Origin of the sequence: Streptomyces sp. Tu6071 (assembly GCF_000213055.1) — a bacterium.
GTDB lineage: Bacteria > Actinomycetota > Actinomycetes > Streptomycetales > Streptomycetaceae > Streptomyces > Streptomyces evansiae.
Genome location: NZ_CM001165.1, coordinates 6,406,740 through 6,418,530, shown reverse-complemented (window position 1 = coordinate 6,418,530; position 11,791 = coordinate 6,406,740). Strand labels below are relative to the sequence as shown.

General features: G+C 75.2%; 11 protein-coding genes. 3 read left to right on the top strand and 8 right to left on the bottom strand.

What is annotated here, in order from left to right; all coding sequences use genetic code 11:
* Positions 1-401 precede the first annotated feature (401 nt).
* Together STTU_RS27155 and STTU_RS27150 are read left to right on the top strand one after the other, a co-directional pair.
* The gene (locus STTU_RS27155; protein ID WP_007828796.1) at positions 402-1,175 is read left to right on the top strand and encodes a hypothetical protein; all 774 of its coding nucleotides are present in this window, start codon (positions 402-404) and stop codon (positions 1,173-1,175) included.
* 220 nt (positions 1,176-1,395) lie between these two features.
* On the top strand, positions 1,396-1,728 hold the full coding sequence (locus STTU_RS27150) for a hypothetical protein (RefSeq protein ID WP_010274991.1): 333 nt from the start codon (positions 1,396-1,398) through the stop codon (positions 1,726-1,728).
* Between the two features lie 200 nt (positions 1,729-1,928).
* Here STTU_RS27150 and der read toward each other — a convergent pair whose 3' ends face one another.
* The 4 genes from der to STTU_RS27130 form a co-directional block, all read right to left on the bottom strand.
* Positions 1,929-3,395 carry a ribosome biogenesis GTPase Der gene (gene der / locus STTU_RS27145; protein ID WP_007828792.1) on the bottom strand — a complete coding sequence of 489 codons (1,467 nt, stop codon included), beginning with the start codon at positions 3,393-3,395 and terminating at the stop codon, positions 1,929-1,931.
* A gap of 207 nt (positions 3,396-3,602) precedes the next feature.
* On the bottom strand, positions 3,603-4,316 hold the full coding sequence (locus STTU_RS27140) for a lysophospholipid acyltransferase family protein (RefSeq protein ID WP_370672409.1): 714 nt from the start codon (positions 4,314-4,316) through the stop codon (positions 3,603-3,605).
* Positions 4,274-4,954, bottom strand: a complete 681-nt coding sequence (cmk, locus tag STTU_RS27135) for a (d)CMP kinase (protein WP_007828785.1) — start codon at positions 4,952-4,954, stop codon at positions 4,274-4,276. The genes STTU_RS27140 and cmk overlap by 43 nt, the downstream gene beginning before the upstream one ends.
* A 107-nt stretch (positions 4,955-5,061) precedes the next feature.
* On the bottom strand, positions 5,062-6,156 hold the full coding sequence (locus STTU_RS27130; RefSeq protein WP_007828782.1) for a prephenate dehydrogenase: 1,095 nt from the start codon (positions 6,154-6,156) through the stop codon (positions 5,062-5,064).
* Positions 6,157-6,304: 148 nt separating this feature from the next.
* On the opposite strand from STTU_RS27130, the gene STTU_RS27125 reads away from it, so the two are divergent.
* Entirely contained in the window at positions 6,305-7,045 is a 741-nt protein-coding gene (locus tag STTU_RS27125) for a nucleotidyltransferase domain-containing protein (protein ID WP_007828780.1), read from the top strand.
* A 49-nt stretch (positions 7,046-7,094) separates the two neighbouring features.
* Here the strand turns inward: STTU_RS27125 and STTU_RS27120 are convergent, their stop codons facing one another.
* The 4 genes from STTU_RS27120 to STTU_RS27105 form a co-directional block, all read right to left on the bottom strand.
* On the bottom strand, positions 7,095-8,153 hold the full coding sequence (locus tag STTU_RS27120) for an ADP-ribosylglycohydrolase family protein (protein ID WP_007828779.1): 1,059 nt from the start codon (positions 8,151-8,153) through the stop codon (positions 7,095-7,097).
* A 158-nt stretch (positions 8,154-8,311) separates the two neighbouring features.
* Positions 8,312-9,679: a pseudouridine synthase gene (locus tag STTU_RS27115; RefSeq protein WP_007828777.1), complete on the bottom strand. Its 1,368-nt coding sequence runs from the start codon at positions 9,677-9,679 to the stop codon at positions 8,312-8,314.
* On the bottom strand, positions 9,679-10,410 hold the full coding sequence (gene scpB, locus STTU_RS27110; protein WP_052862428.1) for an SMC-Scp complex subunit ScpB: 732 nt from the start codon (positions 10,408-10,410) through the stop codon (positions 9,679-9,681). The genes STTU_RS27115 and scpB overlap by 1 nt, the downstream gene beginning before the upstream one ends.
* Positions 10,407-11,675 (bottom strand): segregation and condensation protein A, encoded by a 1,269-nt coding sequence (locus STTU_RS27105; RefSeq protein ID WP_007828774.1) that lies wholly within the window; start codon positions 11,673-11,675, stop codon positions 10,407-10,409. The genes scpB and STTU_RS27105 overlap by 4 nt, the downstream gene beginning before the upstream one ends.
* Positions 11,676-11,791 lie beyond the last annotated feature (116 nt).

Below are 11,791 nucleotides of genomic sequence, written 5' to 3'. Positions count from 1 at the left end.
GGCAACCCGGCGGTCCCCGCGCAGGTCACGGGGTGGACGCGGGCGCTGGGCCAGGAGGGGGAGAAGTCCAGCCGGATGGCTGCGTTTCCGAGGCTCGTTCGACTGTTTTCAGCCACACATGCGGGGTCATTTGCTCCATCTTTACCCCTTTTGCCCTATCGGGGCCGAAGGGTGCGGACGCCGCCTTCGGGGCGTGCGTCCGTACGAAGCCCAGTTGGCGCGGGGCGTGGCGGTGACGCGGGCCCGGGAGGCGGGCGCGGAGCGGACGCGGCCATTCCGCGCCGGGTGCGGCGTGACCCGGGCTGCGGTCGCCCGTTGACCGGGCGTGTGCCGGGAACCGCCCGGTACGTGCGTGCGCCGGACACCCCGGGCACGCGGGTATACGAGACCGAGGAGCCCCCGTGCCGCGCATTCTCGACGTCGCCGACGACGTACGCGCCGAGATCGGTGACGAAGAAGCCGATCGGTTGCTCGCCGGGGAGAGTGCTCCCGGCGCCTACGACTGCACCTCCTGCCGCACTCCGGGGGACTCGGAGCACGAGCACACCAGCACCGTGCTCTTCGTCGGCGAGGAGACCGCCGTGCTCGCCTTCGCGCACGCCGGTTGCCTGCCCTCGCAAGTCGTACGGGTCACCGAGGAGCAGTTGCAGGGCGCCGTCGCCTCGATCACCGCGAGCGAGGCGAGCGAGGCGGGGGTGCCGCAGCAGGCGGTGCTCGGTGTCACGAGCGGCCTCGTGCTGCTCGACGGCGAACTCCACCCGGCACTCGTCGTGGAGCCGACCGGGCCGATCGCCCGCCCCGGCACCACGGGCCCGGACGACGCCTTCCTGCCGCTGCTCCAGGAGCAGGGCTTCGCCCCGGTCCACGAGGTGGGCACGGTGCCGCAGGTGCTGCACGGCTGGTCGGTGCTGCTCGCGGTGGGCCAGTTGCACGCCGTGCTCCAACCCGGTCCGGACGGCGGCTCCCCCGTCGCCTGGTGGCAGGCCCACCAGCCGCTCCAGGTCACCGAGGGCTGGCGGACCGCGGCGAACAAGCGGCAGTCCGTTCTCGTGTACGCGGCCCCCGCCGGGGGCATCGGCCGCCAGCCCCGCGAGGACCTGCTCCGCGAGGCGCTCGACAAGGCGGCGGCGCGGGGCCAGCTCGTCGCCGCCACGATGCCCCTCGCCGGCACCTGAGCCCCGCCGGGCCACCTGGCCGCCCGCGTCCCCCGAGCCCGCGGGCGGCTCCCCGACCGGGGGCGGGCGCCCGAGCGACGCGCCCGCCCCCTCCTCCCGCGCCTCCTCCCCGGGGGCGGACGGGAGCGCGGGCGGGCGCGGAGAGCGGCTCCGCGCCCGCCCGGCTGAGCCGGTGGGGTATTCGCCCGCATCCCCGCGCGGGCCTCGTCGTTGGCAGGACGTGCACCCCTACGAGTCCCCCCGCCACCGCGCCATCCCCGCGATGCGCCCCGCGCAGGAGCCGCGTCCCGGCTTCTCCGCGACCCCCATCTACGACGCGCTCTTCGCCGAGTACCGCCGCCTGTTCCGCACCGTGCCCGGCGAGTGGGGCGGCGAGGACGAACTAGGCCTGCCCCTGTTCCACCAGCAGCCCCCGCGCACGCCCCCCGCGGCTTCGGTCCACACCGGCTACGGCTGGGCCGCCCCGGCCCCCCAGCCCCCCGCCGACTGGCAGCGCCCCGCCCTCCACCCCCGGGCGGCCCTGCCCCCGGCCCCGAGGCGCACGGAAACCTGACTCCCCGTCCCGCGACGCACGGAGACCTCACTCCCCGTCCCGCGACGCACGGGAACCCGACCCCCGTCCCGCGACGCACGGAGACCTCGCTCCGCCGTCCCGGGCCCGCGCCGCGCGCACCCGCCGCCCGCGCCCCCGTACGCACGCAGAACGGGGCGGACCCGTGTTCCCGGACCCGCCCCGCGCCGCGAGGGTTCACCTCACTTCTTGCGTCCCCGCTTCTCCCGCACCCGCACCGAGATCTGCACCGGGGTCCCCTCGAAGCCGAACTCCTCGCGCAGGCGGCGCTCGATGAAGCGCCGGTAGCCCGCCTCGATGAAGCCCGAGGCGAAGAGCACGAACCGCGGCGGCTTCGTCCCCGCCTGGGTGCCGAAGAGGATGCGCGGCTGCTTGCCGCCCCGCACCGGGTGCGGGTGCGCGGCGACCAGCTCGCCGAGGAAGGCGTTGAGGCGCCCGGTCGGCACCCGCGTCTCCCAGCCCGCGAGCGCCGTCTCCAGCGCCGGCACGAGCTTCTCCATGTGCCGCCCGGTGCGCGCCGAGATGTTGACCCGCGGCGCCCACGCGACCTGGCCCAGCTCGCGCTCGATCTCGCGCTCCAGGTAGTAGCGGCGCTCCTCGTCGAGCGTGTCCCACTTGTTGTACGCGAGGACGAGCGCGCGGCCCGCGTCGACGGCCATCGTGAGGATGCGCTGGTCCTGCGCGGAGATGGAGTCGGCCCCGTCGATGAGGACGACGGCGACCTCGGCCTTCTCGACGGCGGCGGCCGTGCGCAGTGAGGCGTAGTAGTCGGCGCCCTGCTGGAGGTGGACCCGCTTGCGGATGCCCGCCGTGTCCACGAACTTCCAGGTCACGCCGCCCAGCTCGATCAGCTCGTCCACGGGGTCGCGCGTCGTGCCCGCCTGCTCGTTGACGACGACGCGGTCCTCGCCCGCGAGCTTGTTGAGCAGCGAGGACTTGCCGACGTTGGGGCGCCCGATGAGGGCGACACGGCGCGGGCCGCCGATCCCGGTGCCGCCGAAGGTGTCCTTCGGCGCGTCGGGCAGCGCTTCGAGGACGGCGTCGAGCATGTCGCCCGTACCGCGCCCGTGCAGGGCGGAGACGGGGTGCGGCTCGCCGAGGCCGAGGGACCACAGCATCGCCGCGTCGGCCTCGCCCGAGGGGCCGTCGACCTTGTTGGCGCACAGCACGACGGGCTTGCCCGCCTTGCGCAGCAGGCGCACGACGGCCTCGTCCGTGTCGGTCGCGCCGACGGTCGCGTCCACGACGAAGACGACCGCGTCGGACGCCTCGATCGCGTACTCGGCCTGGGCGGCGACGGAGGCGTCGATGCCGAGGACGTCCTGCTCCCAGCCGCCGGTGTCGACGAGCTTGAAGCGGCGCCCGGCCCACTCCGCCTCGTAGGTCACGCGGTCGCGCGTGACGCCCGGACGGTCTTCGACGACGGCCTCGCGGCGGCCGATGATGCGGTTCACGAGAGTCGACTTGCCGACATTGGGGCGGCCGACGACGGCGAGCCGGGGCAGCGGTCCGTGCCCGGCCTCGCCGATGGCGTCCTCGACGTCCTCGACGTCGAAGCCCTCCTCGGCCGCAAGCTCCATGAACCGCTCGTACTCGGCGTCCCCGAGCGCGCCGTGCTCTTCGCCCTCGAAGGGGTGGTGGTCGTTCATGAAGTGCGTACCTCTGTCGTCTGTCGTCGGGGACCGTTCTCGGTCCCCGGTCAAGTGTCGCTCAGCGCGGGAGCGGATGCGGACCGCCCGCTCGGGCCCCGCTCCCCCCGCGCCCGCCGCTCCGGGCCCCGTACCGGCCGCTCCGGGCCCCGTACCGGCCGTTCCGGAGCCCGCTCCGGCCGTTCCGGGCGCCCCGCTCCCCCGGTTTCAGCGCCCCGTGAGCCGCCTGGCCTCGGTCAGGTGCGCGCTCAGGCGCTCCTGGATGCCGACCGTCGCCGCGTCGAGCGCGGCCCGGGTCCGGCGTCCGCTGCCGTCCCCGGCCGTGAACGGCTCGCCGAAGACGAGATCCACACGGCTGCGCAGCGCGGGCAGCTTCCGTACGAGCCTGCCCGCCCGGTCCGTCGAGCCGAGCACCGCGACGGGCACGACCGGGGCGCCGCTGCGCACCGCGAAGTACGCGAGCCCCGCGCGCAGCGCCGCGAAGTCGCCCTCGCCGCGCGTGCCCTCGGGGAAGATCCCGAGGACGTGCCCCGCCGCGAGGACGTCGAGCGCGCCGGTGACCGCCGTGCGGTCGGTGCCGGAGCGGTCCACGGCGAGCTGCCCGATACCCCGCAGGAAGGGGTCGAGCGGCCCGACGAACGCTTCCTTCTTGATGAGGAAGTGCACGGGCCGGGGCGCGGTGCCCATGAGCATCGGGCCGTCGATCATGTGCGTGTGGTTGACGGCGAGTATCACCGGGCCGCTCGCGGGCACGCGCCAGGCGCCGAGCACCCGGGGCCGCCAGAGCGTGTGCATGAGCCCGATGCCGATGCCCCGGCCGACCGCGGCGCCGCGGTCCGGGGACCCGGCCGTCGGCCGGGCCGTCCCCCGTGCGGAGGTCACCGTCCGGCTCGCTTCTCCTCGACGAGGGTGACGACGCACTCGACGACCTGCTGGAGGCTGAGGTCGGTGGTGTCCACCTCGACGGCGTCGCCCGCCTTCGCGAGCGGCGAGGTCTTGCGGCCCGAGTCGGCGGCGTCGCGCGCGACGAGCGCCTGCCGGGTCGCGGCGAGGTCGCTCGCCTCCTTGCCCTTCAGCTCGCCGCTGCGGCGCGCGGCGCGGGCCTCGGGCGAGGCGGTCAGGAAGACCTTGAGGTCGGCGTCGGGGAGCACCGTCGTACCGATGTCGCGGCCCTCGACGACGATGCCCTCGCGCGCGGCGCGGGCGATCGAGCGCTGGAGCTCGGTGATCACGTGGCGCACCTCGGGGACCGCGCTGACCGCGCTGACCTTCGAGGTGACCTCCTGGGTGCGGATCGGGGCGGCGACGTCCGTGCCGTCCACGGTGATCGTGGGCGCGGCGGGGTCGGTGCCCGAGACGATCCCGGGCTTGCCGGCCGCGGCGGCGATCGCGGCCGGGTCCGCGACGTCCACGCCGTTGCGCAGCATCCACCACGTGATCGCCCGGTACTGGGCGCCCGTGTCCAGGTAGCTCAGCCCCAGCTTGGCGGCGACCGCCTTCGACGTGCTGGACTTCCCCGTCCCGGAGGGGCCGTCAATGGCAACGATCACGGATTCCACGGTGGACCTTTCGCGGGGACGGCGGTTGGGCTGAATGGCGGACACCTAGGTTACCGGGGCGCCGGAGGGTGCCGGGTACGCGGTCCGCGCGGACCCGGGCCCCCGCCTCAGGCCCGCAGCGACCAGCCCCGCTCCCGCAGCGCCGCCGCGAGCCCCGAGGCGGCCTCGGGGGCCACGGAGAGCTGCACGAGGCCCGCCTGCTGCCCGGTGGCGTGCTCGATGCGCACGTCCTCGACGTTGACCCCCGCGCGCCCCGCGTCCGCGAAGATGCGGGCCAGCTCCCCGGGCCGGTCGCTGATGAGGACGGCGATGGTCTCGTAGGCGGCCGGGGTGCTGCCGTGCTTGCCGGGGACGCGGGCGCGGCCCGCGTTGCCGCGCCGCAGGAGCCGCTCGACGCCCTGGGCGCCCTCGGTGCGCCGGGCGGGCTCGGCGGACTCCAGGAGGCGCAGGACGCGTACCGCCTCGCCGAGGTCCTCGCCGAGCGCGTCGAGCAGGTCGGCGACGGGGCCCGGGTTGGCCGAGAGGATGTCGATCCACATCGCGGGATCGGAGCCCGCGATGCGGGTCACGTCCCTGATGCCCTGCCCGCAGAGCCGGACCGCGGTGTCGTCGGCGTGCTCCAGGCGCGCGGCGACGAGCGTGGACACGAGCTGCGGCATGTGCGAGACGAGCGCCACGGCGCTGTCGTGCGCGCCGCCGTCCATGACGACGGGCACGGCGCGGCAGTGCGCGACGAGTTCGAGTGCCTGGTTGAGGACCTCGGTGTCGGTGTCGCGGGCCGGGGTGAGGACCCAGGGGCTGCCCTCGAAGAGCTCGGCGGTCGCGGCGAGCGGCCCGGAGCGCTCGCGGCCGGCCATGGGGTGGGTGCCGAGGTAGCGGCGCAGCCGCTCCGGGTCGGTGCCGAGCGCCTCCAGCTCGCGGCGCGGGCCGCCCTTGACGCTCGCGACGTCGAGGTACCCGTGCGCGGCGTCCGCGCGCAGGAGCGCCGCGAGGGTCCCGGCGACGTACGCGGGAGGCACGGCGACGATCGCGAGGTCGACGGTCCCGCCGGGCGGCTCGGTCGTCCCCGCGCCGAGCGAGGCGGCGGTACGGGCCGCGTCGGTGTCCTGGTCGACGAGGTGCACGGTCACGCCGCGCCGGGTGAGGGCGAGGGCGAGCGAGGTACCGATGAGTCCGGTGCCGACGACGAGTGCGGTTCTCACAGGGCGGGTCCTTGCGCGGTCACGGAGCGGGGGCGGGGTGGCGTACGGGGGCCGGGACGCGGCCCCTGACCAGGGTAGTCACCTGGTGGGGCGCCCCGCGCCGGAAATTGGCGGGCCCGGCACCGCCCCCGCGTCCTACGCTCCCGGGATGAGTCCCGCCGAACCGGTCCGCGATCCCGCCGTCCCCGTCCCCTCCGTGCCCCTCCCCGACGGCGCCCGCTACGTCCGCGACCACACCGTCTACGCCTGCGTCACGGGCTCGCGCGCCCAGGGCCTCGCGACCCCGGCGAGCGACACCGACCTGCGCGGGATCTTCCTCGCGCCCACGCCCGCGTTCTGGGGCTTCGGGAAGCCGCCCACGCACGTCCCGGGTCCCGCGCGGGAGCAACTGAGCTGGGAGCTGGAGCGCGCCTGCGCGCTCGCGCTGCGCGGCGACCCGAACGTCATGGAGGCGCTGAACTCCCCGCTCGTCCTCGGCGTGGAGCCGGTCGGCGCCGAGCTGCTCGCGCTGCGGGACGCCTTCCTCTCGCGCGCGGTCCTCGACGCGCTGACGCGCTACGCGCACAGCCAGGGCCGTAAACTCGCCGCCGACCTGCGCGGCCCCGGCGCCCCGCGCTGGAAGCACGCGATGCACCTGCTGCGCCTGCTGCTCACGGCGCGCGAGCTGCTGCGCACCGGCAGGTACGTGGTCGACATGAGCCCGTACCGCGAGGAGCTGCTCGCCGTCCGGCGCGGCGAGACGACGTGGGAGTCCTGGTCGGGCCGTACCGAGCGGCTGCTCGCGGGGACGGAGGCGAAGGCGGCCCACTCCGGGCTCCCGGCCGAGCCGGACCACGCCCGTGTGGAGGACTTCCTGGTACGGGTCAGGCGCGCCTCGGCCCTGGGGTGAGCCGTACGGGGTCTGCCCCGTCGTGTCCCGTCCGGGGGCCGGAGGCGCCTCAGCCTCGCGGTGTCCCGTCCCAGCGCCGCCCGGTCCCCCGCAGTTCCTCGCGGTGCTCGACCCGCTCGACCCACTCCCCCGGCCACGCCGCCTCGCCCGCGTACGCGCCCGCGAAGGCCCCCGCGACACAGGCGAGCGAGTCCGAGTCGCCGCGCGTGCACGCGGCCCGCCGGAGGACGAGCGGCGGCTCGTCGGGGAAGAGCAGGAAGCACAGCAGGGCGGTGGCGAATGCTTCCTCGGCGATCCAGCCGTCCCCGGTCAGCTCGCAGGGGTCGCGCTCGGGGTCGCGGGGGGCGGCGGCGACGCGGTCGAGTATCCGCAGGCACTCGTCCCAGCCGCGTGCGGCGTAGGCACCCGGCGAGGGGTCGCCCGCCCGCCGCCACAGATCGCCGAGCCACGCCTCGTGGTACGTCGTCCCGCGCTCCTCGGCGTAGGCGCGCAGCGCGGGGAGCAGGGCCCCGGGCTCCGTGCCGTCCGCGAGCAGCCGGATGGTGTGCGCGGTCAGGTCGCTCGCGGCGAGCGCGGTGGGGTGGCCGTGGGTGAGCGCGGCCTGCCACTGCGCGAGCGCGGAGCGGGTCTCGCGGCCGAGCCCGGGGAGAAGCGCGGCGGGCGCGACGCGCATATTGGCGCCGCAGCCCTTGGAGTGGGTCTGGCTCGCGTCCTGCCAGGGCCTGGAGGGGTCCTTGAGGACGAGGCAGGCGCGCAGGCAGGTGTTGCCGGGGGCGCGGTTGTTGTCGGGCGACTGGTACCAGTCCACGAACTCCTCGCGCACGGGGCGCTCGCAGCGCCGCGGGGTGAGCGTGCCGCGCGAGGCGGCGGTCTCCAGGCCGCGTGCGAAGGCCAAGGTCATCTGGGTGTCGTCGGAGATCCAGGCGGTCGGTCGCGGGAGGTCCATCGCGCGCCAGGGCCCGCACTTCGCGAGGATGCCCGGCACGTCGTCGAACTCGGTCGGGAAGCCGAGCGCGTCGCCCAGCGCGAGGCCGAGGAGGGCGCCGGTGGCGGGGCGGTCGTCGCGGGCGGGGGCCGTCGTCGTCTCGTACGTCGTCTCATCACTCATCGTCAGACTGACGATAAGGGGGGTGGGGGCTCCCGCACAAGCCCTTCGCGCGCGCCCGTCACGCGGCAGGCGCGCGTTCACGGCGCGGAGACGCCGGAGGGGCGGTGGGCCGCACCGGCCCACCGCCCCTCCGCACGGGTCTCCCCCGGAGCCCCTGTCTACAGATCGACCTCGCGCATGAGCATCCCGACCTCGGTGTTGCTCAGCCGTCGCAGCCAGCCCGACTTCTGGTCCCCGAGCGTGATCGGCCCGAAGGCGGTGCGCACGAGCTTGTCGACGGGGAAGCCCGCCTCGGCGAGCATGCGCCGCACGATGTGCTTGCGGCCCTCGTGGAGCGTCACCTCGACGAGGTAGTTCTTGCCGGTCTGCTCGACGACCCGGAAGTGGTCCGCGCGGGCCCAGCCGTCCTCCAGCTCGATCCCGTCCTTGAGCCGCTTGCCCAGATCGCGCGGGATCGGCCCGACGATGTGCGCGAGGTACGTCTTGCGCACGCCGTAGCGGGGGTGGGTCAGGCGGTGGGCCAGCTCCCCGTGGTTGGTGAGGAGGATGACGCCCTCGGTCTCGGTGTCGAGACGGCCGACGTGGAAGAGCCGGGTCTCGCGGTTGTTGACGTAGTCGCCCAGGTTCTGGCGGCCCTCGGGGTCCTCCATCGTCGCGACGACGCCGGCGGGCTTGTTGAGCGAGAAGAACTGGTACGACTGCGTGGCGACCGTGAGCCCGTCGACCTTGATCTCGTCGCTCGGCTTCACGCGCAGGCCCTGCTCCAGGACGATCTCGCCGTTGACCTCGACGCGCGCCTGCTCGATCAGCTCCTCGCAGGCCCGCCGCGAGCCGTAACCGGCACGCGCCAGGACCTTCTGGAGCCGCTCGCCCTCCTGCTCCGCCCCGGGGAAGGTCTTCGGGGGCTTCGGCCGGGAGTCCCTCTCGGCGTACCGCTCGCGGTTGCGCTCCTCCAGCTTCGCGTCCAGCTCACGGGGCCGCGCGGCGGCGCTACGGGGGCCGCGCGGGCCCGCGCCGTCCTTCGTGCCGCGCCTCGGGCCGCCCTTCGCCCCGCCGCGCGCGGAGTCCCCGCGCGCGCCGGAGCGGCTACCGGAGCCGGAACCGTACGAGTCCGAGCCGGAACCGTAGGAGCCGGAGCCCGAGCCGTACGAGCCGGAGCCATTGCCGCGCGAGCCGGAGCCCGAGCCGTACGAGCCGGAGCCGTTGCCGCGCGAGCCCGAGCCGTACGAGCCGGAACCACGCGAACCGGAGCCATTGCCGCGCGAGCCCGAGCCGCGCGAGGCGGAGTCCGGGCCGCCGCCGCTCTTGCCGGAGCCGCCGGGCCGGCCCGAGCCGCCGCCCGGCCTGCCCGAGCCGCCCCCGGGCCTGCCGCCCGAGCGCTTGTCCTCGCTGCCGCCGTGCGCTCCCGGCACGTCGTAGCGGCGTTCCTCGGGACGGGGGCGTCCCGCCCTCTTCTGCTTGTCGTCGCGCTGGTTACCGGCTCCCCGGTGATTCCCGCGCCCGCTGTCCCTGCCGCTGCTTCGCATCAGTGTTCCGTCGGATCGAGGTGGTCGAGATGGTCGTCTTCGACGGCCCCGGTGTATCCGTGACCGTGCGCGGCGCCGTCGTCTTCGGCGTCCGGATCGAACGACGGCACACCTTCCAGTGTCTCAGCCTCGATGGCCTCCGCTTCCGGCAGGAAGGGGGCCAGCTCCGGAAGCTCGTCCAGGCCGCGCAGGCCCATCCGCTCCAGGAAGTAGTGCGTCGTCCGGTACAGGATCGCACCACTCTCGCGTTCCGTGCCCGCCTCCTCCACCAGACCGCGCTGGAGGAGGGTGCGCATGACGCCGTCGCAGTTGACCCCGCGGACCGCCGAGACCCGCGCGCGGCTGACCGGCTGCCGGTACGCGACGACCGCCAGCGTCTCCAGCGCGGCCTGCGTGAGCCGGGCCTGCTGCCCGTCGAGGACGAAGCTCTCGACAGCCGCCGCGTACGTCGCCCGCGAGTAGAACCGCCAGCCGCCCGCGACGAGCCGCAGCTCGAAACCGCGCCCCTGCACCGTGTACTCGTCGGCGAGCGCCCGCAGCGCCCCCGCGACCTGCCGTACGGGCCGCTGGAGGACCTTCGCGAGGTGCTCCTCGGTCGCGGGCTCGTCGACGACCATGAGCACGGCTTCGAGCGCGGGCCGCAGGTCGAGGTCGGCGAGGTCGGGGACGAGGTCCTCGTCGTCGGTGGCGAACCGCGTGTCGATCGCCCGGCCGATGGCGTCCTGGCTCATGGGGTGTGCTCCTGGTCGAACTCGTCGGTGACGGCGGAGGCCGCGGCGTCCTCCTCGCCGCCGGTCCAGCGGACGGTGAGCGTACCGAGCGCCTCCTCCTGCTCCAGCGCCACCGCCTTCTCGCGGTACAGCTCCAGGAGCGCGAGGAAACGGGCGACGACGGTGAGGGTGTCGTCGGTGTCGGCGACGAGCGCCCCGAAATCCGCCTCGCCCACCTCGCGCAGGCGTGCCACGAGCAGCCCCGCCTGTTCCCGCACGGAGACGAGCGGGGCGTGGATGTGGTCCACGTACACGGAGGGTTCCGGCTTCGGCTGCATCGCCTTGACGGCGAGCCGCGCGAAGCCCTCGGGCCCGATCCGGATCACGACGTCGGGCAGCAGCTCGGCGAAGCGGGGCTCCAGCGCGACGGTACGGGGAAAGCGCCGCGCCTCGCGCGCGAGACGCCCCGCGAAGATGTCCGCGACCTGCTTGTACGCCCGGTACTGCAACAGCCGCGCGAACAACAGGTCCCGCGCCTCCAGGAGCGCGAGATCCGCCTCGTCCTCGACCTCGGCGACGGGCAGCAGCCGCGCGGCCTTGAGATCGAGCAGGGTCGCGGCCACGACGAGGAACTCGGTCGTCTGGTCGAGGTCCCACTCGCTGCCCATCCCCCGGATGTGCGCCATGAACTCGTCGGTCACCCGCGAGAGCGCGACCTCGGTGACGTCGAGCTTGTGCCGCGAGATGAGCTGGAGCAGCAGATCGAAGGGCCCCTCGAAGTTGTCGAGCCGCAACGTGAACCCGCCCTTGGCGGGAGTGGCGGCCCCGGCGGGGGCGGTGTCGGCGGGGGCCGGGAGGACCTGGGTGGCGGGGAGCGCGGAATCGGCCTCGGCGGCGGGGGTCTCGAAGGACGCGGAGGCATCGAAGGACGCCGGAGAACCGGCCGCCGCCACGTCGGCCGCCCCGGAGCCGGGCGCCGTCTCGTGGCCGGCCGGGGAGTCCGCAGGTGACGTGGGTACGTCGTCCGCGGCCGCCGCGTGGGAGGGCTCCGGGTCCCGTACGTCCTCCGGCGAGGCGTGTGCGTCCCGTACGTCCTCCGGCCTGGCGTGTACGTCCTCCCGCGAGGCGCGCGGGTCCCGTACGTCCTCCGCCGTCGCCTCGTCCCCCGCGGGTTCCGCCTGCGGTCGGCGGGCGCCCTCGCCCAGCCGCGGACGCCGCGTGGCGCCGCCGCGGCCCAGGGGGCGGCGGCCTCGGCGGGGCGGGTCGGGTTCGGGAGTGGACGGCATGGCGGGTGGGTCCTGGAGGGTTCGGGGGCCGGGAGACGCACGCTACCCGTGGGCGCCGTGCGGACGGGCCGGGGCACACCGGCCTCACCGGCCGCGCGGAGACCGTACCCACGCGG

What these genes read in the sequence shown, in the direction of transcription:
- der (WP_007828792.1), bottom strand. Translation starts at nt 3,395, where the DNA reads ATGAACGACCACCACCCCTTCGAGGGCGAAGAGCACGGCGCGCTCGGG.
- STTU_RS27120 (WP_007828779.1), bottom strand. Translation starts at nt 8,153, where the DNA reads ATGAGTGATGAGACGACGTACGAGACGACGACGGCCCCCGCCCGCGAC.
- scpB (WP_052862428.1), bottom strand. Translation starts at nt 10,410, where the DNA reads ATGAGCCAGGACGCCATCGGCCGGGCGATCGACACGCGGTTCGCCACC.
- STTU_RS27105 (WP_007828774.1), bottom strand. Translation starts at nt 11,675, where the DNA reads ATGCCGTCCACTCCCGAACCCGACCCGCCCCGCCGAGGCCGCCGCCCC.
- STTU_RS27125 (WP_007828780.1), top strand. Translation starts at nt 6,305, where the DNA reads ATGAGTCCCGCCGAACCGGTCCGCGATCCCGCCGTCCCCGTCCCCTCC.
- STTU_RS27115 (WP_007828777.1), bottom strand. Translation starts at nt 9,679, where the DNA reads ATGCGAAGCAGCGGCAGGGACAGCGGGCGCGGGAATCACCGGGGAGCC.